This window comes from Actinorugispora endophytica (assembly GCF_004363075.1).
In the GTDB taxonomy this organism is placed as follows: domain Bacteria; phylum Actinomycetota; class Actinomycetes; order Streptosporangiales; family Streptosporangiaceae; genus Actinorugispora; species Actinorugispora endophytica.
The window spans coordinates 376569-400394 of the sequence record NZ_SNYN01000001.1 but is presented as its reverse complement, the minus strand read 5'-3'; the positions used below and the strand labels follow the sequence as shown (position 1 = coordinate 400394).

Here is a 23826-nt window from a genome sequence, read left to right as displayed (position 1 = left end):
AGGCGCCCACGGCCGCTTTGAAGAGCTGTCTTCCAGTGCCCCGGTTGAGAGGAGGTGAGAGGAGAGCGTACGCGCGGCTCGCGGTGGTAGCGCGGTCGGTCTCGACATGTCACCGGTCCCGGAGAGCTCGGTCCACCAGCGTGCCGCCGCGCCGATAAGTGTGTGCACTCGGCCTGAACGGTAGTCCAAGATGACGGTGGCGGGGCCGAGGTCGCAAGCCGCGATGTGATCGGGAGCGCGAACGTACCGGATCATCACCGTATCTCCTTCTCACTGGCAATCCATGCCACTGGCGGAGCGGCCCGCAGAGCTCGTACCCATATTTCGGTGGAAACGGCGTTCTTGATCGAGGACAAGTGGGTGGTGGTACCTGCTGCGGCTCGGGACACGGAATGGCGCAGGGAGTCAGGCTTGACAAGCCCGAGGTCGCTGAGTGCTCCGTCCATCAGTTCGTGGATTTCAGGCAGTGCATTACGAATTCCTCTGTAGTGATCGCTGGAAGCGTCGCCTTTCGTGGTCCGCCGAAGGAGTCGGTCCGGAAAAAGGTCCCGCATCGCTTCGGCCATGACCGGTTTGTAGTGGCTAGGACTTGGCAGCCGTTTTGGATGAATTGACAGATAGGAGTTTACGACAGCGGAGTCCGTATAGGGGTTGTGGAGTTGAATTCCGAAAGGTTCGGCGAGCTGGGATTCGCTGCGAGCACTGCGCCCGATTTCGGACATGCTGTTGAGTACAGCTTTCAAAGCTGTCGAGTCGCCTCCGAACCTGTCCGGAACTCCGTCCGGTAACGAGTTCAGCCGCTCAAGGGCATCGCCGGTAAGCCAGCCGGGTGTATCCGGTGCTTCACGGTTTCCACGGGCAGACCTCCACGCCTGCCAGGCCGATGTCTGGCGAAGTCTCGCCCAGCGGAACACCTCCGCGACGGCTCGTGGTAAACGGCCGCTCCCTAACAGGTCGTTGACGATCGTGACCGGTGTGGTCAGAAGGCTGTCGCCACCATCGCCTGTCATGTGGTGATCGCAACCGAAACGGTCCCGCATCCATTGGAATTGAGCGGACAGTGCTGCGTAGGCCACCGTGGAGGGAGCAGGTTCGTCACTCGGGGTGACGCTGCTGATCCCTTGGTAGGGGGAGTGCTGACACCCCAGAGCCATCCATTCGTGCCGGATGCCGGGATGGCTTGCGGCTTCCCGCGCGTAGTCGATGTCCCCACCCTCTACCACTCCTGCGGGATGCACGGTAACACCGATGATCACGCGCTCCGGGTGGAGCCGTTCAGCGGCCAACAAGCCCAGTCCAGTCGAGTCGAACCCTCCGGAGAAGTCCGTTGACGGGACCTTCGCCTTGTCCACACGGAGTGCGACTGCCTCCTCCAACGCGCCGCGAAGTCGGCGAGCGTGGTTTTCGGTGTGGAAACGAGGGTGCCATAGCGGTCGAGTCGTGCTCCGGCCAGCTGTGTCCAGGGAAAACCGGTGGGCTGCCGGAACCAGGCTCACATCCGCGAAGTATGACCGATCAGCAGCCTGTAAGGACGAACCGGAAGCCACCAAGCGGTGAATGAGGTGGTCGAGGTCCAGGTGCATGCCGTTGAGGGAAGCAAGCAGTCGGGAACTGGAGGCCCATAGGGTGCCGCGGTCAACAGGAAGCGTGTAGACGGGCTGGGCTGAACACAGATCGGTCCAGATACTGGTTCCGGTCGAAGAGATTTCGATGACGACGTACGAGCCGGGCCATTTCCACGCGGCGTCGTCGGGGACCCCCTCTACTCCCAAACGAATCAGCTCACCGTCAGGTACCGAGTTCGGTCCGAATACCGCGATTCGGCGGTCACCATGCCGTGTGCACCGAACGTCACTGTCAGAGGTCTGGCCACTGACCCATATGTTCGGAGTGTCGCTCCAGAGAAGGCGGGAGTCCTTCGGTCTTAAAGCAGAAGACTCCCCTGAGAACCCACCGAAGCACCACAAGGCTTCCTCCTCTCTCGACGGGATGGGTGCCCGGCTGCGGGAGCCGGGCACCTTGAGTCGTCACTCGTAGATCTCACGCTTGTTCTCGTTGGTGGAAGCGTTGCCTCCGAGAGTCATGTCAGCGATGTCGCCCATCTCGACGATGAGCTCGTCAATCTCATCCAAGGTCATTCTCGTCTCACCTCCTTCCCGGAATCCGGGGGCTTCTCAAGCTTCCTTCTTCTGGCCTTTAGAAGGGTCGAGGAAGGACCGGAAGCTCATCATCGGGTTCCGCGATGGACGCTAATCCTTCGGATGGGAAAGAAGCCAAGCTCCCGGCTTGGGTTCTCACCCGGCGCAGGGGGAGCGAAGAGGTCTGGGCGAAGCCCTCGCCCAGGAGCCTCCTAAAGTCGGAAAAATGAAGGTTGTCTCATTTTGGGAAAGTCGGTTTACTTTTCGGATCAGGCAATGAACTCGATGAGAGAGTGAACGTGCTCCTCTTCCGCCAGGCTGGGGAGTACGAGGTCGGCTCCTGACAGGTCCTCGACGGTGCTGGAGCCGGTGGCGATGGCGATCACCCGTGCTCCGCCGATATGCGCGGCCTTGATGTCCTGAGGGGTGTCTCCGATGAGGATTGTGGTATCAGGGGTGACGATGGTCTTGTACCTGTTCTGGACCCGTTTTCTCGCGATGGCGACAAGGGCCGGACGGTCGGGGGCCTCGTCTCCGTAGGCTCCGATCTCGAGATGGAGGTAGGGGGTGAGACCGAATGCCTCGAGTTTGATCTGAGCGGATTCGCGAGTGTTTCCGGTGAGAACGGTTTGGATGACATCGGAGCGGCGGTCTAGCTCTCGAAGAAGCTCGGTGGTACCTGGTAGTGCTCGGCCCCGAGTTTTCAGGACCCGTAGCCGTGACCGGTATCCTTCCGCCTGGGCCCGGGAGAAAACGGTGAAGCACTCCGGGGACGGTTCGACCCCGTTGAGTTCGAGTGTCCTCATGAACAAGGTGGGTTCGGTGTGGCCTGCGGCTCTGACCATTCCTGCTGTCATCGGCCTTCCGGTGGCCTTCTTGAAGGCGTCGCCGAACACCTCGGTCCCAACTCCGCCGGTTTCGATCAGTGTGTGGTCAACATCCCAGAGAAGAAGAGTCATACTGGCGCTTTCCCGTCTCTTGCACTCATCGGTCCTGAAGGCTCAACGTGTTCCCTACCGTGCATCCACCACTCCATTCCGGAAAGGCGGAATGATGTCGTCGTCGCTGGAGAAGGTCGTTGGTCGGCGTTTGCGGTGGTACCGGACTCAACGTGGAAAGTCCCAGGCCGTCATCGCTGGGCTTGCCGGACTCCATCCCGAATATCTGGGGCAGGTCGAGCGGGGGCATCGGACCCCGTCGCTGTCGGCACTCGAAGCACTGGCGAAGGTGCTTGGTGTATCGGTGGCGGACCTGGTCTCAGACTTCCCCGAACGCAGGCCCTCCTCCTTGCGCACGGATCTTGGGAGCGGCCTCCACCAGGCACTTATGGCACCGGTTCCAGTAGCCCCTGAGGGAGGAGCCCCAGGGGTGGCCGAACTCAGCCGACAGGTCCGGCACGCCTGGTTCACATGGCAGAACAGAGAAGACCGCTACACCCGTCTGGCCGGGACGATCATCGACCTGGTCACCGATATTCGACGGCGCTCCGAAAGCATGGCCGCCGGCGAGGACGCGCACAAGGTCGCCTGTGAGGGCTACTTCCTGCTCCGGACGTTCGCCCGGCGGATCGGCCGCTCCGACTTGGCCCTCATTGCGGCTGATCGCGGTAAGGCGGCAGCGGACCGGCTTTCGTCCCCCGTGTACACGGCTGGTGCCCAGTGGAACATCGCGCACGCCCTACTCGCCCAAGACGAACCGGAAGCCGCCGAGGATGTAGCCCTGGCAGCCGTCGATGCGGCCGAGAGGCACCCGGAGGGCAGTAAAGAACTGACGGCGTTGTCCGGAGCGTTGTGGTTGACCGCTGCGGTTGCCGCAGCGCGATCAAACCGCGGCCGGATGGCTCGGAAGCGCGTGCACGGGCAAGCTGTGGCTGCCTCCGGGCGCACAGGTGAAGGCAATGTGCTGTGGACGGCTTTCGGACCGGCCAACGTCGCCCTGCACGCCATGTACGTCGAACTGGAAGACGGCGCGACAGCCGATGCCCTGCGTATCGCGGCCGGGGTCGATCCCGCTCCTCTTCCTTCCCGAGAACGGCACACCACGTTCTTTCTGGATGTCGCTCGCTGCTACCACCAGAGCCAGGACGAAGACGCCGCTGTCGTCCACTTGTTGAAAGCCGAGCGGACGAGCCCCGAGGACCTGCGGTACGACCCGGTAGCGCACGATGTCGTGCGAGGAGTCCTTAAGCATGCGCGTCGCAGCCTCGCACCACAGGTCCACCGTCTCGCCGAACGCATCGGTCTCACCGGGTAAAGACACCGTCTTCCCAGCCGTCGGCTTGGACGAGCCATGATCTGAACTGCCCGTTTGAGGACGTCGCCCGCGACGGGAGCGCCGAGTTCGTGGTCGGCGTTGTCGCCAACCGTTGGGTCACCTGGGTGAACTCGCTGAAACCGGTTCGGCCGGGGAGCTACCGCTTCGTCGGCTCGCGGCCGACTGGTTGTGGTGTCGTCGATCGCGGCTCACTCAGGACTCTGATTCTTCTCCCGCACCGCGATCACGGTGCGGGAGAAGAATTCAGAGCCGGTCGTGTTTGGCGGCGGTGAGGAAGGCGCGCCACTCGGCAGCAGGGAAGAGGAGGGTGGCCTTGTCCCGGTTCCGGGTGTCGCGCACGGCGGATGCTCCGGGGGTGTCGGCGACCTCGACGCACTCGCCGTGGGACCCGCTGCGGCTGCCCCCGCGCCGCGACCGCGCCGGTTCCTGCCCGCCCCCCGCTTCCTGCACCCGCTCGAACCGCACCCCGTCACCGGGCAACGGCCCACCCGCGACGACTTCCCCGCCCCCCGCGACGTCGTGGACTCCATCGCCCGCCTGCGCGCCATCGCCGTCGGGACCCACCGGCACGGCGACCACTGGCCCGCCCACGCCACACCCGCCTACTACGCCCGCAAGACCCGCCCGTCCCGGCTCCGGCGGGTCGTCCTCGCCGTCACCCGCGCACGTATCGGCGGGTCCACACCGCGCCCGACGGGGTCACCGAGGTGGTGGAGGCCCCGACGATGAGCAGGCAGCGCATGTCGACGGTGCCCGGGTCGAGCTTGCCGAGGGTGGTGACCTCCAGGGACTCGCCGTCGCGGCCCACGTCACGGCCGACGACCACCGGGGTGTCGCCCGGGCGGTGCCGCAGCAGCACGTCGCGGGCGCGCGCCACCTGGGTCGTGCGGGAGCGGGACGCGGGGTTGTAGACCGCGAGCACCAGGTCGGCGCGGGCCACCGCGTCCAGCCGGGCCTCGACGACCTCCCACGGCTTGAGCCGGTCGGACAGGCTCAGCACCGCGAAGTCGCCGCCGATCGGGGCGCCCGCTCTGGCCGCCACCGCCTGGACCGCCGACAGGCCGGGCAGGACCCGCACCGGGACCTCCGCGTAACGGGGGTCCTGAGCGGCCTCGAACACCGCCGACGCCATCCCGAACACTCCCGCGTCCCCGCCCGACACCACGGCTGCCCGTTCCCCGGCCAGGGCCAGGTCCAGGGCCAGCCGCGCCCGGTCCACCTCCACCGTGTTGCCGCTGGAGTGCCGCCGCTGCCCCGGGCGCGGCGGGACGCGGTCCACGTACGGGCCGTAGCCGACGACGTGGTCGACCCCGGCGAGCGCCTCCGCCGCCTCCGGGGTCAGCCACCGCCCGTCGGCGGGGCCGAGGCCGACCACGAGCAGTTCGGCGGGCCCCGGGGCCGGGGCGTCGACGGCCGGGAGCGCCTCGGGGGACGCGAGGCCCGCGCGGGACCGGTCCGCCACGCCCCGGTTGCGCGGCGCGGTGTCCCCGGGGGCCAGGACCACCGAGAAGTAGGGGACGCTCGCGGGGTCCACGTCCCGGACGGGCAGGACGCGCTGCCCCTCCATCGACGCGCGCTCGACGTACACGGCGTCGTCGAGCCGTCCGGCCTGCTCCAGGGCGTCGCGGACCCCGCCGAAGGTGCGGCCCAGCTTCATGACCGCCGCGCCGTCGGCGTCGGCCAGGCGCCGGGCCAGCTCGGGGACGGGGAGGGTGCCGGGCAGGACCGTCAGCACGTCGGTGCGGCGCACCAGCGGGTTCGCGGTGGCGGCGGAGGCCGCCGACACCGAGGTCACCCCGGGGACGACCTCGGCCGGGAAGCGCGGGGCCAGGCGGTCGTGCAGGTACATGTAGGAGCCGTAGAACAGCGGGTCGCCCTCGCACAGCACCACCACGTCCAGCCCCCGGGCCAGGTGCGCGGCCAGGCGCTCGGCGGACGCGTCGTAGAAGTCCGCGATGGCGCCGTCGTAGCCGCCCGGATGGTCGGTGGTCCCGGTCGTGACCGGGTAGACGAGCCGCTCCTCGACGGCTCCGTCGGGGATCAGCTCCGCGGCGATGGACCGCGCGATGGAGCGGCCGTGCGTCCCCGAGTAGTAGGCGACCACGTCGGCCCCGCCGATGAGCCGGGCGGCTTTGCGGGTGATCAGCTCGGGGTCTCCGGGGCCGAGGCCGACGCCGTGCAGGCGGCCGGGGGTGCTGCTCATTCTCTCTCCTGGGCGAGGGCGTTGACCGCCGAGGCGGCCATGGCGGAGCCGCCGCGGCGGCCGCGTACCACCAGATGGGGGATCCCCATCGGGTGCGCGGCCAGGGCGTCCTTGGACTCGGCGGCGCCGATGAACCCGACCGGCACCCCGATGACCGCCGCCGGGCGGGGAGCCCCCGCGTCGAGCAGCTCCAGCAGGTGGAACAGGGCGGTCGGGGCGTTGCCGATCGCGACGACGGCGCCGTCCAGGCGGTCGCCCCACAGGGACACCGCCGCCGCCGAGCGGGTGGTCCCCCACGCCTCGGCGAGGGCGGGCACCCGGGGGTCGCGCAGCAGGCACAGCACCTCGTTGCCCGCGGGCAGGCGCGAGCGCGTCACCCCGGAGGCCACCATGTGGGCGTCGGTGAGGATCGGCGCGCCCGCGCGCAGCGCGCCGCGCGCGGCGGCCACGAGACCGGGGTGCACGACCAGGTCGCGGCCCAGGTCGGTCTGCCCGCAGGCGTGGATCATGCGCACGGCGACCTTCTCGGCGTCGGCGGGTACCTTCGACAGGTCGGCCTCGGCGCGGATGGTGGCGAAGGAGCGGACGTAGATCCCCGCGCCGTCGGTCTCGTACTCGTAGCGGCGGGGCGGCCGCCGAGGGGGCTGGGTCACGGGGCTCCTCCGGCGAGGACGAGGGAGTGGGGGCCGCGCGGCGCGCCGCAGGCGCGCTCGCAGCCGACGACGTGGACGGGGGAGCGGTCGGAACCGGGCCCGGCGAGCCGCCGGGCCAGGGCCGTCGCGTGCGACCGGGTGTCGCCGCGGCTCCTGGAGCAGCCGGGGGAGCCGGCGCAGGCGCTGATCCGGGTCCACGGGGAGTCCGGGTCCACGACCAGCCCGGCCCGGGAGAGGGACTCCGCCACGCGGTCGGCGCGGTCCGCGCGGACCGGGGCCACGACGGCGCCCCGCCACGGGGTGAGGATGATCGCACCGGAGTCGTGCGCGGCCGATTCGACGAGCGCGTCCTGGATCCGGGGGGTGAGGATTCCGAGAGGGACGGAACCCGCCACCGCGGCCTCGGAATCCGAGACGGCGAAAACGCCGTGGACTTCCCCGGGCCGGTCCCCCCGGTATTCCGTTCCGGAGGCGGGGGGCCCGTCTCCGGAATCGTCGAATTCCTCCCCGTCGAGCAGTTCCCGCCCCTTTCCCGGGAGCTGGCGGACATTCCAGAGGTCCGCGCGTATTCCGAGGAAGCGGCGGGCCAGGCCCGTCAGGACCGGGACGATCCGGTCCCGCTCCACCAGCGGCCCGGGGAGGCGGTCCACCCGGACCCGCGCCGAGGCGGCGCCGACCGCGCGGACGCCCAGGTCGCACGGGAGTCCGTCCAGGTCGGAGCGGCCGTCGTCGATCCCGAAGAGGAACCGCCCGGGCAGGTCCGCGAGGAGCGGGTCGGCGCACAGGGCGCGGTCGAGCGCGGCGACCACGGGCCGCACGTCCATTCGGCCGCCGACGACCCCGGAAAGGGGCGAGGCGACGATGTTGCGCACCCTTTCGTGGGACGGGGACGGCAGGAGTCCGGCCTCGACGACGGAATTCACCAGGGATTCGGGGACGCTTCTGTCGGAGCCCGCGGGAATCCCCCGGATCTGGAGGTTTCCACGCGAGGTCAAATGGAGGTCGCCGTCGCCGAATTCGGACGACATCCGGCGGAGCGCCGCCATCGTGGAAGGGGCGGCGCGGCCTCCGGGGATACGGATCCGCAGCAGCGCGCCGTCGGCCGCGAGATGGGGTCGCAGCACGCCGGGGCAGCGGTCGGGTGGCAGTGGGTCGGGCACCGGCACATGCTTGCACACGGTGTCGGCGAGTGCGTATGGTGACGTCCGTCGTGGTGAACGGGAAGCCGGTGAGAGACCGGCGCGGCCCTCGCCACTGTGATCGAGGAGTCGTCGGACCTCTCCGGGACGGGTTCCCGCCCCGGGGCCACTGCGCGCGAGCGTGGGAAGGTCGGTCCGCCGGCGGTGATTCGACAGCCAGGAGACCGGCCACGACGTGTCATGTCCACGAGGGTTTTGGAGACACCGACCATGGTCAGTCCTGTGTCGCGCGCCGTTCGGCCGCGAGCCGTCCCGCCGCTCGCGGTCCCGTCCGCCGAAGCGCGACGGTAGGCCCCGGGATGCCCCGCGCAGCGCTGCTCTCCACGTCCGACACCGACCTGCTGTCGGCCCGCGCCAGCGGCGCCGACTACGTCCTGGGCAACCCCTCCCGCATCGACACCGAAGGCGACGGCCCGGGGTCGCTGCGCGCGCTCCTGGACGGCGCCGACCTGGTGGTCGTCCGCATTCTGGGTTCGGCCCGCTCCTGGCAGCGGGGGCTCGACCTGGTGCTGGCCCACGGGGCGCCGGTCGTGGTGCTCGGCGGGGAGCAGACCCCCGACGCGGAGCTGATGGGGCACTCCACCGTGCCGGTCGGCACCGCCGCGGAGGCGCACCGCTACCTGGCCTACGGCGGCCCGGCCAACCTCGCCGCGCTGCACGGGTTCCTCTCCGACACGGTGCTGCTGGGCGGCGAGGGCTTCGACCCCCCGGCGGAGCCGCCCGAGTGGGGGCTCCTCGACCGCCCGGCCCCCGACGGCGCGGCGGACCGGCCGAAGGTCGGCATCCTCTTCTACCGCGCCCACCAGACCAGCGGGAACACCCGGTTCGTGCACGACCTGGCCGACGCCGTGGACGCCACCGGCGAGGCCGTCGCCGTCCCCGTGTACTGCTCCTCGCTGCGCGGCGCGCCCGACGACCTCGTCGCCGAACTGGGCTCCTTCGACGCGCTGGTGACCACCGTCCTGGCGGCGGGGGGAACCCGGCCCGCCACCGCCGGGGCGGGCGGCGACGACGAGGCGTGGGACGTCGGGGCGCTGGCGGAGCTCGACGTCCCGGTCCTCCAGGCCCTGTGCCTGACCTGGGGACGGGACGCCTGGGCCGGGTCCGACGACGGCGTCTCGCCCATGGACTCCGCCAGCCAGATCGCCGTCCCCGAGTTCGACGGCCGCATCATCACCGTGCCCTTCTCCTTCAAGGAGTTCGACGCCGAGGGCCTGCCCCGCTACGTCAGCGACCCCGAGCGGTGCCGGCGCGTCGCGGGCATCGCCGTCGCCCACGCCCGCCTGCGGCACATCCCCCCGGCGGAGCGCCGGATCGCGGTCATGCTGTCGGCCTACCCCACCAAGCACTCCCGCGTCGGCAACGCCGTGGGCCTGGACACCCCCGTGTCGGCGGTGCGGCTGCTGCGCGCCATGCGCGACGCCGGGTACGACCTCGGCGAGGGGCTGCCGGGACTGGACGCCGACGACGACACCGAGGCGGGCAACACGCTCATCCACGCGCTGATCGCGGCGGGGGGCCAGGACGAGGAGTGGCTGACCGCCGACCAGATGTCGGGGAACCCCGTCCGCGTCCCGGTCGAGCGGTACCGCGAATGGACCGCCGACCTGCCCGCCGAGCTGACCGGCGCGATGGCCGAGACCTGGGGCGAGGCGCCCGGAGCGCTCTTCGTCGACGGCGGCGACATCGTGCTGGCCACCCTGCGGGCGGGCAACGTGGTGGTCATGATCCAGCCGCCGCGCGGGTTCGGCGAGAACCCGGTGGCGATCTACCACGACCCGGACATGCCGCCCTCGCACCACTACCTCGCCGCCTACCGCTGGCTGGAGCGGGGCTTCGGCGCGCACGCCGTCGTCCACCTCGGCAAGCACGGCTCCATGGAGTGGCTGCCGGGCAAGAACGCGGGGATGTCCGCGTCGTGCGCCACCGACGCCGCGATCGGCTCGATGCCGCTCGTCTACCCGTTCCTGGTCAACGACCCGGGGGAGGGCGCGCAGGCCAAGCGGCGCGCGCACGCCACCATCGTGGACCACCTCATCCCCCCGATGGCGCGCGCGGAGTCCTACGGCGACATCGCCCAGCTGGAGCAGCTCCTCGACGAGCACGCCAACATCGCCGCGATGGACCCGGCGAAGCTGCCCGCCATCCGCGCGCGGATCTGGACCCTCATCCAGGCCGCCCGGCTCGACCACGACCTCGGCCTGTCCGACCGGCCGCACGACGCCGAGTTCGACGACTTCCTGCTGCACGTCGACGGGTGGCTGTGCGAGGTCAAGGACGCGCAGATCCGCGACGGGCTGCACGTCCTGGGCGAGGCCCCCGAGGGCGAGGCCCGCGTCAACCTGGTGCTGTCGGTCCTGCGCGCCTCCCAGGTGTGGGGCGGGAAGGCGGGCGCGGTCCCGGGCCTGCGCCGCGCCCTCGGCCTGGAGGGCGACACCGGGCGGCTCGACGAGGTCGACGCCGTCGAGGCCAGGGCCCGCGCCCTCGTCGAGGCCATGGAGAAGGCGGGCTGGGACCCTGAGGCGGCGCGCGGCGCGGCCGAGGGGCTGGGCGAGACCGGGCCGGACGTCGAGCGCGTCCTGCGGTTCGCCGCCGAGGAGGTCGTCCCGCGCCTGGCGGGCACCGGCGGAGAGCTCGACGCCGTCCTGCACGCCCTCGACGGCGGCCACGTCCCCGCCGGGCCGTCGGGGTCGCCGCTGCGCGGCCTCGTCAACGTGCTCCCCACCGGCCGGAACTTCTACACCGTCGACCCCAAGGCCGTCCCGAGCCGGCTGGCCTACGAGACGGGCGCGGCGCTCGCGGACGCCCTGATCGAGCGCTACCGCGCCGACACCGGCGAGTACCCGCGCTCGGTGGGCCTGTCGGTGTGGGGGACCTCGGCCATGCGCACCTCCGGCGACGACATCGCCGAGGTGCTGGCCCTCATCGGGGTGCGCCCCGAGTGGGACGAGGAGTCCCGCCGCGTGCGGGAGCTGACCGTCGTCCCGCTCCAGGAGCTGGGCCGCCCCCGCATCGACGTCACCGTCCGCATCTCCGGCTTCTTCCGCGACGCGTTCCCGCACGTCGTCGCGATGCTCGACGACGCGATCCGGATGGTCGCCGCGCTGGACGAGCCCGAGGAGTCCAACTACGTCCGGGCCCACACCCGGCGGGACCTCGCCGAGCACGGCGACGCCGACCGCGCGGCGCGGCGCGTCTTCGGCTCCAGGCCGGGCTCCTACGGCGCGGGCATCCTGCCGCTCATCGACTCCGGTGACTGGCGCACCGACGCCGACCTCGCCGAGGTCTACACCGCGTGGGGCGGCTTCGCCTACGGCCGCGACCTGCACGGCGAGCCCGCCGCGGAGGACATGCGCGCCAACTACCGGCGGATCGCGGTGGCGGCGAAGAACACCGACACCCGCGAGCACGACATCGCCGACTCCGACGACTACTTCCAGTACCACGGCGGCATGGTCGCCACCGTGCGCGCCCTCACCGGCGCCGACCCGAAGGCCTACATCGGCGACTCGACCACCCCCGACCAGGTGCGCACCCGCTCCCTGGGGGAGGAGACCGCCCGCGTGTTCCGGGCGCGGGTGGTCAACCCGCGCTGGCTCGCCGCGATGCGCCGCCACGGCTACAAGGGGGCGTTCGAGCTCGCGGCGACCGTCGACTACCTCTTCGGCTACGACGCGACGGCGGGCGTGGTCGCCGACTGGATGTACGAGGCGCTCGCGCGGACCTACGCCCTGGACACCGAGAACCAGGAGTTCCTGCGCGAGGCCAACCCGTGGGCGCTGCGCGGCATCATCGAGCGGCTCACCGAGGCCGCCGACCGGGAGCTCTGGGCGGAGCCGGACCCCGCGACGATGGACGCGCTGCGGCAGGTCTACCTGGACGTCGAGGGCGACCTGGAGGACCGGGGGGCGGACCGGCCGTGACGCGGCGCCTGCTGCTCGTCGGCATCGGGTCGGGCGACCCGGACCAGCTCACCGTCGAGGCGGTCCGGGCCCTCAACGAGGTGGACGTCTTCCTGGTCGCCGACAAGGAGGCGGGCGCGGGGCGGACAGGCACCGGGGACCTCGTCGCGCTGCGGGAGGAGATCTGCCGCCGCCACATCACCGGCGACGGCTACCGGATCATCGCGGTGCCCGACCCGCCCCGGGACCGCGCGCCCATGGCGGACGGCGCGTACGGCGGCGAGGTCCGGGACTGGCACGCGGCGCGCGCCCGCGCCTACGCGCGGGTCCTCGCCCGGGAGACCGGGCCCGACGAGACCGTCGGCCTCCTGGTGTGGGGCGACCCGGGGCTCTACGACAGCACCATCCGGGTGGTGGAGCGCGTCCGCGCCTCGGGGGAGGTGGACCTGGAGTACAGGGTGGTCCCCGGGATCAGCAGCGTCCAGGTGCTCGCCGCCCGGCACCGGCTGGTGCTCAACCGGATCGGCAGCCCGATCACCGTGACCACCGGTCGGCGGCTCGCCGCCGATGTCGCGTCGGGGGCCGACAACCTGGTGGTGATGCTCGACGGCGGCCTCGCCTGCGCGGACCTGCCGGGGGACGACTGGGACGTGTGGTGGGGCGCCAACCTCGGCACCGGCGGCGAGGAGCTCGTGTCGGGGCGGCTGTCCGAGGCCCTGGAGCCGATCCGCGCCGCCCGCGCCCGGGCAAGGGAGGCCCGGGGCTGGGTCATGGACACCTACCTGCTGCGCCGCCGCTGACGGCGTGCCGGAGGGCGCCCGACCCCGGGACGGCGCGAGGCCCGGAGCCGGGCGCCCGGCGGAGCGGGTCAGCCGCAGTTGGTGCCCTCGCGGTGCACGTTCGCGCTGCCGATGATGCCCTGCCAGTCCATGCAGGCGTCCTCGCCGTGGACGTAGACCGGGCCCGCGTAGGTGGTGTAGTAGCCGGTGTCCTGCTTGGCGTTCTCCGGGATGTCGGAGGACCTCTTCAGCGCGACCGCCATCAGGACGGCCGAGCCGGGGGAGTTGCGGACGGTGACCGCGCAGTTGTAGCCGTTGGAGCTGTTGTAGGTGAGGAAGACCGTTCCCTGGGAGCCGACGGCGGCCGAGTTGACGACGGTGTAACCGCTGCCGCAGGCCCCGTTGTAGGTGGCCGCCGACGCCGGGGCCGCCAGCGCCGTCGTGCCCGCCAGGGCTGCCCCCGCCACCATCGCCGTAGCCGCGAACTTCTTCAGCGTCTTCTGCATACCTGTCCAATCGGCTTCACGGCACCGCCCGGCGCGGTGCCCGGGGAGACACTTCCAGCACGCGCTTCCGAATCGCTTCGCAACCGCTTGGCGGGCGCTTGGCGGCGGCCCGCGCGGGACTTCCCGGCCGTCGGGTGCGACCCTGGCGTCATGGCCCGACTGCTGATCGTGCACCACACCGCGTCGCCGTCCACCCAGGCGATGCTGGAGGCGCTCCTGGAGGGGGCGCGGACCGACGAGGTGGAGGGGGTGGAGGTGGTGACCCGCGCGGCGCTGGCGGCCACGGCGGTGGACGTGCTCGCGGCGGACGCCGTCGTCCTGGGGACGCCCGCCAACATCGGGTACATGTCCGGCGCCCTCAAGCACTTCTTCGACTCCGTGTACTACCCGTGCCTCAACGAGACGGCCGGTCTGCCCTACGGCCTCTACGCGCACGGCAACAACGACACCGCGGGCGCCGTCCGCGCGGTGGAGGCGATCGCCAGGGGGATGTCCTGGGAGCGCCTCCGGCCGCCGGTCACCGTCATCGGCGAACCGGGCCGCGCGGACCGGGAGGCCTGCTGGGAACTGGGAGCGGTGTCCGCGCTGGCCGCGGCGGAGCGGGCCTAGCGCGGTGACCGGAAGGTGCTGGGGGCGGAGCCGGCGATGATCGTGGGCTTTCCGCCCGTTTCCGGACCTTGAAGGGACGGAAAGCTCGTGATCATCGCGAGCGAGGGGAACAACGACATACCGAGGGTGTTCCCGGGCGTTCGGGACGTCCGGGGGCAGACTGGGTCTCCGGTTGCCGGGGGAGGGCGGGTGGAGCAGGCGCGCGCTTGGGTGCTGGGGGCGGGGTCCGTCCTGTTCGCGGTGTGCGTGCTCGTGGTCGCCGGGGCCGAGTTCGGCGGGACGGACTGGGTCGACCTGCGGCAGACGGCTTCCCCGCTGTGGATCGCCTGGGTGCCGGCCGCGGCGGGCTGCGCGCTGCTGCGGCTGCTGCCCTCCAGGCGGGGCGAGGCCGAGCTCGACGAGCGGGTGCGCCGCGTCCTCGCCGGGCACCCGGTGGGCCGCGAGATCACCCGGCTGTGCCTGTGCCTGGCCGGGTTCCTGCTGGGAGCCGCCGTGCTCTCGTGGGTGTTCGGCGTGTTCGGCGACGCCCTGACGGTCCTGGGCACCCCGGTGGCCCGGACGGCCTTCCTGGCCGCCGTCCCCGTCCTGCTGGTGGACCGGGGCGGCCTCATCTCCGTCGGCGCCCGGGACGGCATGGAGCGCCTGGCGATACGGGTGCGCGACCACTGGCGCTGGTGGGGCGCGGTCCCCGCCGCGGTGGCGCTGGGGGTGCTCCTCGCGCGCCAGTGGGCCACGCTGCTGCCCCTGCGCGTGGAGTTCCTGCTGGTGGCGGCGGTCGTCCTGCTGACCATCGCCCTGCCGGAGGAGGTCTTCTTCCGCGCCCTGCTGCAGACCAGGCTGGAGGCCGGCCTGGGCAAGGCCGCGGGCGTCGTCCTGACGGCGCTGCTGTTCGCCGCCACCTACGCGGCCCTCAACCGGTACGTCGACTTCTACCGCGCCGACGTGCTGGCCGTCGACGGCGACTACGTCCTGTCCATCGCCGTCTACGGGGTCAACGGGCTGCTCTACGGCTACCTGTGGGCGCGCTACCGGAACATCTGGCTCAACATCGCGCTGCGCACCGGGGTGCTCGTGCTGATCCTGGAACCGGCGGTCACCTTCGCCGTCTGATCCCGGCCACATCCCGGACACCTCCCGGACACGTGATGGATCTGGACGCGATGCCCGGACGGAGCAGAATCGCCGGAATGAAGGGTTTTCCGGCTGACCCGGGAGAGACGTGACTGGACGGAGCAGGAGAGCCCCCACCCTGCTGGTCATGGTGCTGGGCTCGGTCGCCGTGGTGCTCGCGCTGGCGCTCGCCGTGGTCGTCGCCGTGCGGATCGTCGACGACCGGGTCGTCGTCAGCGGGGTCATCGGCTCGGAGAAGGAGCCGTTCTTCTCCCACCCCGACGTGCGCGCCCGCTTCGCCGAACTGGGCTACGAGGTGGAGGTGGAGACCGCCGGGTCGCGGTCCATCGCCACCGAGGCCGACCTGGAGGGGCGCGACTTCGCCTTCCCGTCGAGCACCGCCTCGGCGGAGACCCTCAAGGCCGAGGCCGGCGCGGACCGCGACCACCAGCCGTTCTACTCCCCGATGGTGGTCCTGACCCGCGAGTCCGTGGTCGGGTCGCTGATGGAGGGCGGGCTCGTGCGCGAGGACGAGAACGGTGTCCGGGTCTTCGACATGGCCGCCTACCTGGAGCTCGCCGCCGAGCGCACCCGCTGGCGCGACCTTCCGGGCGACGGCGGGTTCAGCTCCGCCAACCGCAACGAGCTGCTGATCCGCACCACGGACCCCCGCAGCTCCAACTCGGCCGCGATGTACCTCGCGGTCGTCGGCTACCTCCTGAACGACGAGGAGATCATCACCGGGGCCGACCCGGAGCTGGTGGACGAGGCGGCCCGGCTGTTCCTGGCCCAGGGGGACCCGCCGCGGACCTCCCAGCAGCCCTTCGACCAGTTCGTCGCGCTCGGCGCGGGGCACACCCCCCTGCTGTGGGCGTACGAGGCGCAGTTCGTGAGCGCCAGGGTGAACACGGAGGCGTTCCCCCAGGACGTCGTGATGCTGTACCCCGCGCCCACCACGACCTCCACGCACACGCTGATCCCGCTCACCGACGAGGGCGACGAGGTCGGCCGCCTCCTCGTGGAGGACCCCGAGCTCCAGCGGCTCGCCGCGCTCAACGGCTTCCGCACCGCCGATCCGGGCCAGTTCACCGACGTCGCCCTGGAGCACGGGATCACCGTCCCCGAACAGCCCAGGGACGTCGTCAACGCCCCCTCGTACGAGGTGCTGGAGGGGCTCCTGCGCGAGATCGAGAGCCGCTACTCCGCGGAGGGCGCCGGGGCGGCGGCGGAGGACGAGGGCGAGATGCCCGACCCGGCCCCCACCGACGACTGACCCACTCCCGACGAGAGACCGGACCGACGCGACGATGAACCGTGACCGCATCCGCACCGCCCGCGCGGCCGCCCTCGCGGCCGCCCTCGCCCTGGCCGCGGCGGGCTGCGCCCCGTCAGAGGACGACCTGGAGGGACCCGGCGAACCCGGGGAGCTGCGGGTCCTCGCCGGGAGCGAGCTCGCCGACATGGAACCCCTGCTGGCGGACGCCGCCGAGGAGATCGGGGTCACCGTCCACATGGACTACGTGGGCACCCTGGACGGCGTGGACATGGTGCGCTCGGGCGCGACCGAGAACCGCTACGACGCGGTCTGGTTCTCCTCCAACCGCTACCTGACCCTGCACGCCGACGGCAGGGCGGCCCTGCGCGCGGAGACCCCCGTCATGGCCTCGCCGGTGGTCCTGGGCGTGACCTCCTCGGCCGCCGCCGAACTCGGCTGGGACGAGGACGCCGAGGTCACCTGGGGCGAGATCGCCGACGCCGCCGCGGACGGGAAGCTGTCCTACGGCATGACCAGCCCCGCGGCCTCCAACTCGGGCTTCACGGCCCTGGTCGGGATCGCCTCGGCGCTCGCGGACACGGGGTCGGCGCTGGAGTCGGCCGACGTCGCCGAGGTCGCCCCCGAGCTCACCGAGTTCTTCTCCGGCCAGGAGCTCACCGCGGGCTCCTCGGGGTGGCTCACCGAGGAGTACGTGCGGCGGGCCGCCGACGGCGGGCTCAACGCGATGGTCAACTACGAGTCGGTGCTGCTCTCCCTGTCCGAGTCCGGTGAGCTGGCCGAGCCGCTCCGGATCGTCCGCCCGGCTGACGGGGTGATCACCGCCGACTACCCGCTCTCCCTGCTGGAGACGGCCTCCGACGAGGTCGCCGAGGGCTACGACCGGCTCGTCGAGCACCTGACGGCCCCCGGGACGCAGGAGCGCATCAGCGCCGAGACGCACCGCCGCCCCATGGCCGCCGTCCCGCAGGGCAGCGAGGCCGCGCAGATGTTCCCCCCGGTCACCGAGCTGCCGTTCCCCGCGCGTCCCGAAGTGGTCGACGAACTGGTCGCCGCGTACTTCGATGAGATCCGCAGGCCCGCCCGCACGGTCTACGTCATGGACGTCTCGGGGTCGATGCAGGGCGACCGGATCGACGGCCTGCGCGACGCCATGCACACCCTGACCGGCGGCGGCACCGACTCCACGGCAGGCCGCTACCAGCGCTTCTACGAGCGCGAGGAGGTCACCCTCCTGCCCTTCGACACGGTTCCGCACCCGCCCATGACCTTCACCATCCCCCCGGGGAACCCCGCCCCCGTCCTCGACGAGATCGGGACGGCGGTGGACGGCCTGTCCCTCGGCGAGGCCACCGCCGCCTACGACGCCCTGGCCTCGGCCTACGAGACCCTGGAGGAGGGCGGTGGCGAGGAGGACGCCTTCACCTCCATCGTGCTGCTCACCGACGGCGAGGTGAACGAGGGGCGCGACTTCGCGGAGTTCCGCGACGAGGTGCACGCCGGGCTGCCCGAGGAGCTGCGCGGGGTCCCGGTGTTCACGGTGCTGTTCGGCGAGTCCGACGCCGAGGAGATGGAGTCGCTCGCCGAGCTGAGCGGCGGTCGCGTCTTCGACGCGCGCGAGACCTCCCTGGTCCGGGTCTTCCGGGAGATCCGCGGCTACCAGTGATTCCCGGGGCGGCGCGGCCGCGCTCCGGGCCGCGCGGGGCCGCGCCGCCCGCGACCCGCCGCGCGCGTGCCGCCTGAAAGACCTCGTTCCGGGGTAGATCGTCTAGCGGGGGTGCTCACACACGATGAAGAGCGGGTATGTGAGCCATGCGGCCGCAATGGTGCGGTAACCATGGCTTTGACATCCGTTCACCGGAATGGGGGAGTCTGCGACCTGTGAGTGTGGAACCGGTACATATGGCTCAGACGGCTCAAAATAGTGAGGAATTTCCTGCTGACCGCTTCATGGACCGTGAAGTGGGCTGGCTCCGGTTCAACCAGCGGGTCCTGGAACTCGCGGAGGACACGGCCATCCCGCTCCTGGAGCGGGCGATGTTCCTGTCCATCTTCTCCAGCAACCTCGACGAGTTCTTCATGGTCCGCGTCGCCGGGCTCAAACGCCGCCTGGCCACGGGCGTGGCGGTGTCCTCGCGCGGCCGCCGCCTCCGGAAGCAGATGGAGAACATCAGCGAGATCACGCACGACCTGATGCTGCGGCACGCCGACTGCTTCCAGAAGTCGGTCGCGCCGGCGCTGGCCGACGCGGGCATCCGCATCGTCCGCTGGGCCGACCTCACCGAGTCCGAGGCCCAGAGGATGCACCGGTTCTTCCGCCGGGCCATCTACCCGGTGCTCACCCCGTTCGCGGTCGACCCCGCGCACCCGTTCCCCTACATCTCGGGGCGCTCGCTCAACCTCGCGGTGACCGTGCGCGACCCGCACACCGGACGGCGCGTGTTCACCCGGATCAAGGTCCCCTCGGTGCTGCCGCGCTTCATCGAACTCGACGGGGAGCGCTTCGTGCCGGTCGAGGACGTCATCTCCGCGCACCTGCCGCAGCTCTTCGAGGGAATGGAGATCCAGGAGCACCACGCCTTCCGCGTCACCCGCAACTCCGACCTCGAAGTCGACGAGGACGAGACCGACGACCTCGTGCAGTCCCTGGAGAACGAGCTGCTGCGCCGCCGCTTCGGCCCGCTCGTGCGCCTGGAGGTCGAGGAGACCATCTCCGACGCCATCCTGGAGATCCTGTGCGAGGAGCTGGGCGCGGAGGAGGAGGAGATCTACCGCGTCCCCGGCCCGCTCGACCTGGCCGGGCTCGCCCAGCTCTCCGGCCTGGACCGGCCCGAGCTCAAGTACCCGCCGATGGTGGCGGTGGAGCCCCGGGCGCTGGCCCAGGGCGACTTCTTCGAGACGGTGCGCGAGCGCGAACTGCTCGTCCAGCACCCGTACGAGTCCTTCGCCACCACCACCGAGCGCTTCCTGGCGCTGGCCGCCGTCGACCCCAAGGTCGTGGCGATCAAGCAGACCCTCTACCGCACCAGCGGCGACTCCCCGATCGTGGACGCCCTCATCGAGGCGGCCGAAGCGGGCAAGGAGGTCGTCGCCCTCGTCGAGATCAAGGCGCGCTTCGACGAGCGGAACAACATCCGCTGGGCCCGCAAGCTCGAAGAGGCGGGCTGCCACGTGGTCTACGGCATGGTCGGCCTCAAGACGCACTGCAAGCTCTCCCTCGTGGTCCGCCGGGAGGAGGACGGCACGCTGCGCCGGTACTGCCACGTCGGAACCGGCAACTACAACCCCAAGACCGCCCGGATCTACGAGGACTTCGGGCTGTTCAGCGCCGACCCGGAGGTGGGGGAGGACCTCAGCGACCTGTTCAACCACCTCACCGGGTTCTCCCGGAAGAAGCACTACCGGAGGCTGCTGGTGGCGCCGCACGCGCTGCGCGAGGCGCTCATGCGCCAGATCCAGCACGAGATCAACAACCACGCCCAGGGCTTGCCCGCGCGCATCCGGATCAAGACGAACTCGCTGGTGGACGAGGACATCATCGACGCCCTCTACACGGCCTCGCGCGCCGGGGTGCCCGTCGACCTGTGGGTCCGCGGCAGCTGCGTGCTGCGCCCGGGGGTGGAGGGGCTCTCCGAGACGATCAGGGTCCGCAGTATCCTCGGACGGTTCCTGGAACACTCCAGGGTCTTCGTCTTCGAGAACGGGGGGGAACCGCAGGTGTGGATCGGCAGCGCCGATCTCATGCCGCGCAACCTGGACCGCCGGGTCGAGGCGCTCGTCCGCGTCACCGATCCGGGGCAGCGAATCAGGCTCGCCGGGCTGATGGAGCTGGCCATGGCCGACAGCACGTCGTCGTGGCGGCTCGATTCCGACGGGAGCTGGACCCGGGCCACGCACGACGGCGAGGGGATCCCGCTGCTGGACCTGCAGTCCACCCTGCGCGGTGACCGCCACCTGCGGGTCGTCGATGCCTGAAACCGATATCGGAACTTCCGCGGTGTCCACCGCCACCAGCGCCTTCCCGCCCCGCGGCACCGCGCCGGGTGGCTACATGGAGCCCATCCGGGCCGCCGGGGCGGTGCTGTGGCGCGACGGCGCGCACGGCCGCGAGGTCGCGCTCGTCCACCGGCCGCTCCGCGACGACTGGTCCCTGCCCAAGGGCAAGCAGAAGAACGGCGAGCACATCCTGACCTCCGCCGTACGCGAGGTCACCGAGGAGGCGGGGCTGGTCCCGGTGCTGGGCCGCCGCCTCCCCTCGCAGCGCTACCTCAAGGACGGCTGGCCCAAGCAGGTCGAGTGGTGGGCGGCCACCCCCTCGGGGGAGTCGTCCTTCACGCCCAACGAGGAGGTGGACGCGCTGGAGTGGCTCCCGGTCGACCAGGCCCGCCACCGCCTCACCTACGACCACGACGTGCACGTCCTGGACAACTTCCGGGCCGGGCCGGCGCACACGGTCCCGACGGTCGTGCTCCGGCACGCCTCGGCCGGGGAGAAGCGCGACTGGACCGACCACGACCTGCTGCGTCCGCTGGACGAGTCCGGCCGCGCCGACGCCCTGGAACTGGCCGCGGTGCTGGGAGTCTTCGGAGTCCGGCGCGCGGTCTCCTCGGCCGCCGCGCGCTGCACCGAGACGGTGCTGCCCTACTCGGTCACGCACGCGGCCGAGGTCCGCACCGAGCGCGCCTTCACGGTCGGGTCGTTCGACAACGGGGCGGCCCCGACCGACCGGGAAGCGGCCAAGGCGGCCTTCGCGGCCCTGATCGACGAGCGCCTGCCCACCCTGGTGTGCACGCACGGCGAACTGGTGGCCGAACTCATGCGCGAGGCGCTCACCCGGTTGGACGCGCCGGTCTCCCAGCAGCTGTCCCTGCGCAAGGGCACCTTCTGGGTGCTGCACGTCTCCGTGGCCGACGGCTCCCTGGCCTCCGTGGAGCGCCACACCGCCCGGGGGTGACCCGGGTACCCGGATAGGGTGACCGCCATGGCACGGAACCAGATCTCCCGAAGCGTCGTCATCGCGGCCCCGGCGGCGCGGATCTTCGACATCCTCGCCGATCCGCGCCGCCACCCGGACATGGACGGGTCGGGGAGCGTTCGCGGCGTGGTCCGGGGGCCCGACCGCCTGGAGCGCGGCTCGGAGTTCGGGATGGACATGAAGCTGCTCGGCCTCCCCTACCGGATCACCAACCGGGTGGTGGAGTACGAGCGGAACCGCCTCATCGCCTGGCGGCACGGGGGCCCGCACCGCTGGCGCTGGCACCTGGAGCCCGTGGACGAGCACACCACCAGGGTCACCGAGACCTTCGACTACTCCCGCGGGGGAGCGGTGGTCTACAAGCTCATCGGCGCCCCGGCCCGCAACGCCCGCGGCATCGAGGCCACCCTCCCCCGCCTCAAGGACCTGGCCGAGCGGCCCGGGGGAGCCTCCGCCCCATGACGGGGAGGTCCGGCGCGTAGGCCGGGCGGCATGCGCGCGTGGTGGTCGGGGTCGGGAGGCCGGCCGGTCCGGTGGCGGACGGCGACGGCCGACCTCGCGCTGTGGGCGTCGTGCACGGGTCTCCTGGCCGTCGAGGTCAGCGGCCTGCGCGCGGCTCCGGTCCCCGAGGTCGTCGGCATGGCGCTGCTCCTGGCCGCGGGGTTCGGTGTCCGGCGGGCGCTGCCGTTCACCGCGCTCGGGCTCGCCGTCGGCGCGGCCGTCCTGCACAGCGCGGCCGTCGTCGTCGGCGCGGCGGACACGTTCGCCCTCGCCTACACGCTCCCCTGCGGAGCGCTGGCGTTCCTCGCGGGCCGCCGCTCCGAGCGCGCCGCCCCGGTCGTGGCCCTGTCCGCCGCCGCCGCGCTGACGGCGCTGCTGGTGTACACGGCGGAGTGGGTCCGCGTCGGCGATCCCCGGGAGACGCTGACCGGGCTCACCGACTGGGCGCTCGGCGTGCTCGGCTTGGTCGCCGTCGTCGTGGCGCCGTGGCTGCTCGGGCGCTACTGGCGCTGGCGCACGGAGCTGCGCACCGCGGGCTGGGAGACCGCCGAGCGGATGGAGCGCGCCCGCGAGGTCGAGGCCGGGCGCGCCCGGCTCCGCGAGCGCGCCCGCATCGCGACCGAGATGCACGACTCCCTGGGCCACGACCTCGCCCTGATCGCGGTGCGCGCGGCGGCCCTGGAGATGACCGTCGACGGGGAGGCCCCGCGATCCGCCGCCTCAGACCTCCGGACCGCCGCGCACGGGGCCACCCTGAGGCTGCGCGCGATCATCGGGGTGCTGCGCGAGGACACCGGAGGGCCCGACGCCGGACCGGCCGCCGAGGACGCCGCCGCCGTCGTGGCGCGGGCCGTGGACGCCGGGATGTCGGTGCGCCTGGTCAGGGAGGGTCCCGACCCGGACCCCGGCGCTCCCCCGGGCCGCGCCGTCCACCGCGTCGTGCAGGAGGCGCTGACCAACGCCGCCCGGCACGCCCCCGGTTCGAGGGTGACCGTCCGGGTCGTCCGCGAGGACGGCGCGGTCACCGTGCGGGTCCACGACACCGGACCGGGCGCCGTCGGGGCCGGCGCCGGAACGGCGGGCAACGGGTCCGGACTGGACGGGCTGCGCGCGCTCGTCGAGGGGGCGGGCGGGACGTTCGACGCCGGGCCGGAGCGCCGCGCGGCGGGCGGGTTCGCCGTGTTCGCGCGGATTCCCGACGCGGCGGACGCGGGAGCCCCCGCGTCCGCCGAGGGGGAGGGGGCCGACGGCCCGACGGAGACGGAGCGCCGCCGGAGCCGGATACGCTCCGGCGCCCGGCGCCGGCTGGTGACCGCGCTGGTCCTGCCGCCGGGCCTCTCGGCCCTCGTCACCGCCGCCGGGTTCCTGCTGCTGTGGTACGTCGGCGCGAACACGGTGCTGCCGCGCGAGGACTACGCGCGGTTGGACGTCGGCGACGACCTGGCCTCCGTGGAACGGGTGCTGCCGGTGTTCGACTACCGGCCCGACCCGATCCCCGGGGAGCCCCCGGCCCCGCCCGGCTCCGCCTGCCGCTACTACCTGGTCCGGTGGGAGAACGGCCTGCCGCCGGTGTACCGGCTGTGCTTCGCGGAGGGGCGGCTGGCGGCCAAGGACGTGGTCGCGCGGGAGTGAGCGGGCGGGGCGCGCCCTCCCGGTAGGCTGTGCCGGTGGCTCGGTCGACGGCGCGGGGAGCGAGGCGGACGC

At 71.9% G+C, this 23826-nt stretch carries 19 protein-coding genes, 1 pseudogene and 1 riboswitch; of the genes and pseudogenes, 12 read left to right on the top strand and 8 right to left on the bottom strand.

Annotated elements, in window-relative coordinates:
- Nucleotides 1-254 precede the first annotated feature (254 nt).
- The 3 genes from EV190_RS01820 to EV190_RS01810 form a co-directional block, all read right to left on the bottom strand.
- Nucleotides 255-2018, bottom strand: a complete 1764-nt coding sequence (locus tag EV190_RS01820) for an albusnodin/ikarugamycin family macrolactam cyclase (protein ID WP_133739631.1) — start codon at nt 2016-2018, stop codon at nt 255-257.
- A gap of 9 nt (nt 2019-2027) precedes the next feature.
- The gene (locus tag EV190_RS01815) at nt 2028-2132 is read right to left on the bottom strand and encodes an albusnodin family lasso peptide (protein WP_394345477.1); all 105 of its coding nucleotides are present in this window, start codon (nt 2130-2132) and stop codon (nt 2028-2030) included.
- A gap of 275 nt (nt 2133-2407) precedes the next feature.
- Nucleotides 2408-3097 (bottom strand): HAD hydrolase-like protein, encoded by a 690-nt coding sequence (locus tag EV190_RS01810; RefSeq protein WP_133739629.1) that lies wholly within the window; start codon nt 3095-3097, stop codon nt 2408-2410.
- 91 nt (nt 3098-3188) lie between these two features.
- Between EV190_RS01810 and EV190_RS24455 the strand changes: the two are divergent.
- Nucleotides 3189-3380: pseudogene (locus EV190_RS24455) on the top strand (helix-turn-helix domain-containing protein); the annotation flags it as partial.
- A 126-nt stretch (nt 3381-3506) separates the two neighbouring features.
- A complete protein-coding gene (locus EV190_RS01805) occupies nt 3507-4391 on the top strand; it encodes a hypothetical protein (RefSeq protein ID WP_243742271.1) in 885 nt (294 codons plus the stop codon).
- 264 nt (nt 4392-4655) lie between these two features.
- On the opposite strand, the gene EV190_RS01800 is transcribed toward EV190_RS01805, so the two are convergent.
- The 4 genes from EV190_RS01800 to EV190_RS01785 form a co-directional block, all read right to left on the bottom strand.
- Nucleotides 4656-4892: a DUF397 domain-containing protein gene (locus EV190_RS01800; protein WP_243742270.1), complete on the bottom strand. Its 237-nt coding sequence runs from the start codon at nt 4890-4892 to the stop codon at nt 4656-4658.
- Nucleotides 4893-5067: 175 nt separating this feature from the next.
- Entirely contained in the window at nt 5068-6615 is a 1548-nt protein-coding gene (locus EV190_RS01795) for a precorrin-2 C(20)-methyltransferase (protein WP_133739627.1), read from the bottom strand.
- Entirely contained in the window at nt 6612-7268 is a 657-nt protein-coding gene (locus tag EV190_RS01790) for a precorrin-8X methylmutase (RefSeq protein WP_133739626.1), read from the bottom strand. Before EV190_RS01790 ends, EV190_RS01795 begins: the two co-directional genes overlap by 4 nt.
- Complete coding sequence (locus EV190_RS01785; protein WP_208112986.1) at nt 7265-8428, bottom strand: precorrin-3B synthase; 1164 nt, start codon at nt 8426-8428, stop codon at nt 7265-7267. The genes EV190_RS01790 and EV190_RS01785 overlap by 4 nt, the downstream gene beginning before the upstream one ends.
- Nucleotides 8429-8462: 34 nt before the next feature.
- Nucleotides 8463-8654, top strand: a riboswitch (cobalamin riboswitch).
- Between the two features lie 112 nt (nt 8655-8766).
- On the opposite strand from EV190_RS01785, the gene cobN reads away from it, so the two are divergent.
- Nucleotides 8767-12390, top strand: coding sequence for a cobaltochelatase subunit CobN (gene cobN, locus EV190_RS01780; protein WP_133739625.1), 3624 nt, complete (start codon nt 8767-8769; stop codon nt 12388-12390).
- Nucleotides 12387-13169, top strand: coding sequence for a precorrin-6A synthase (deacetylating) (gene cobF, locus EV190_RS01775; protein WP_133739624.1), 783 nt, complete (start codon nt 12387-12389; stop codon nt 13167-13169). The genes cobN and cobF overlap by 4 nt, the downstream gene beginning before the upstream one ends.
- A gap of 68 nt (nt 13170-13237) precedes the next feature.
- Here cobF and EV190_RS01770 read toward each other — a convergent pair whose 3' ends face one another.
- Nucleotides 13238-13654: a spore-associated protein A gene (locus EV190_RS01770; protein WP_166655350.1), complete on the bottom strand. Its 417-nt coding sequence runs from the start codon at nt 13652-13654 to the stop codon at nt 13238-13240.
- Between the two features lie 150 nt (nt 13655-13804).
- On the opposite strand from EV190_RS01770, the gene EV190_RS01765 reads away from it, so the two are divergent.
- The 8 genes from EV190_RS01765 (at nt 13805) to EV190_RS01730 (ending at nt 23754) form a co-directional block, all read left to right on the top strand.
- Nucleotides 13805-14263, top strand: a complete 459-nt coding sequence (locus tag EV190_RS01765; RefSeq protein ID WP_133739623.1) for a flavodoxin family protein — start codon at nt 13805-13807, stop codon at nt 14261-14263.
- A gap of 189 nt (nt 14264-14452) precedes the next feature.
- Nucleotides 14453-15373, top strand: a complete 921-nt coding sequence (locus EV190_RS01760) for a CPBP family intramembrane glutamic endopeptidase (RefSeq protein WP_133739622.1) — start codon at nt 14453-14455, stop codon at nt 15371-15373.
- 109 nt (nt 15374-15482) lie between these two features.
- Nucleotides 15483-16646 carry a hypothetical protein gene (locus EV190_RS01755; RefSeq protein WP_243742269.1) on the top strand — a complete coding sequence of 388 codons (1164 nt, stop codon included), beginning with the start codon at nt 15483-15485 and terminating at the stop codon, nt 16644-16646.
- 34 nt (nt 16647-16680) lie between these two features.
- A complete protein-coding gene (locus tag EV190_RS01750; RefSeq protein WP_133739621.1) occupies nt 16681-18312 on the top strand; it encodes a vWA domain-containing protein in 1632 nt (543 codons plus the stop codon).
- A gap of 284 nt (nt 18313-18596) precedes the next feature.
- Nucleotides 18597-20621: an RNA degradosome polyphosphate kinase gene (locus EV190_RS01745; RefSeq protein WP_243742268.1), complete on the top strand. Its 2025-nt coding sequence runs from the start codon at nt 18597-18599 to the stop codon at nt 20619-20621.
- Nucleotides 20614-21600 carry an NUDIX domain-containing protein gene (locus EV190_RS01740; RefSeq protein WP_133739619.1) on the top strand — a complete coding sequence of 329 codons (987 nt, stop codon included), beginning with the start codon at nt 20614-20616 and terminating at the stop codon, nt 21598-21600. The genes EV190_RS01745 and EV190_RS01740 overlap by 8 nt, the downstream gene beginning before the upstream one ends.
- Nucleotides 21601-21627: 27 nt before the next feature.
- On the top strand, nt 21628-22083 hold the full coding sequence (locus EV190_RS01735; protein WP_133739618.1) for an SRPBCC family protein: 456 nt from the start codon (nt 21628-21630) through the stop codon (nt 22081-22083).
- 30 nt (nt 22084-22113) lie between these two features.
- Nucleotides 22114-23754 carry a sensor histidine kinase gene (locus tag EV190_RS01730; RefSeq protein ID WP_133739617.1) on the top strand — a complete coding sequence of 547 codons (1641 nt, stop codon included), beginning with the start codon at nt 22114-22116 and terminating at the stop codon, nt 23752-23754.
- The last annotated feature ends 72 nt before the right edge of the window (nt 23755-23826 follow it).

Bases quoted from the DNA above. Each gene is read 5' to 3' on its own strand.
- cobN (WP_133739625.1), top strand. From the start codon at position 8,767: ATGCCCCGCGCAGCGCTGCTCTCCACGTCCGACACCGACCTGCTGTCG.
- EV190_RS01745 (WP_243742268.1), top strand. From the start codon at position 18,597: ATGGACCGTGAAGTGGGCTGGCTCCGGTTCAACCAGCGGGTCCTGGAA.
- EV190_RS01730 (WP_133739617.1), top strand. From the start codon at position 22,114: ATGCGCGCGTGGTGGTCGGGGTCGGGAGGCCGGCCGGTCCGGTGGCGG.
- EV190_RS01795 (WP_133739627.1), bottom strand. From the start codon at position 6,615: ATGAGCAGCACCCCCGGCCGCCTGCACGGCGTCGGCCTCGGCCCCGGA.
- EV190_RS01770 (WP_166655350.1), bottom strand. From the start codon at position 13,654: ATGCAGAAGACGCTGAAGAAGTTCGCGGCTACGGCGATGGTGGCGGGG.
- EV190_RS01740 (WP_133739619.1), top strand. From the start codon at position 20,614: ATGCCTGAAACCGATATCGGAACTTCCGCGGTGTCCACCGCCACCAGC.
- EV190_RS01810 (WP_133739629.1), bottom strand. From the start codon at position 3,097: ATGACTCTTCTTCTCTGGGATGTTGACCACACACTGATCGAAACCGGC.
- EV190_RS01750 (WP_133739621.1), top strand. From the start codon at position 16,681: ATGAACCGTGACCGCATCCGCACCGCCCGCGCGGCCGCCCTCGCGGCC.
- EV190_RS01765 (WP_133739623.1), top strand. From the start codon at position 13,805: ATGGCCCGACTGCTGATCGTGCACCACACCGCGTCGCCGTCCACCCAG.
- EV190_RS01735 (WP_133739618.1), top strand. From the start codon at position 21,628: ATGGCACGGAACCAGATCTCCCGAAGCGTCGTCATCGCGGCCCCGGCG.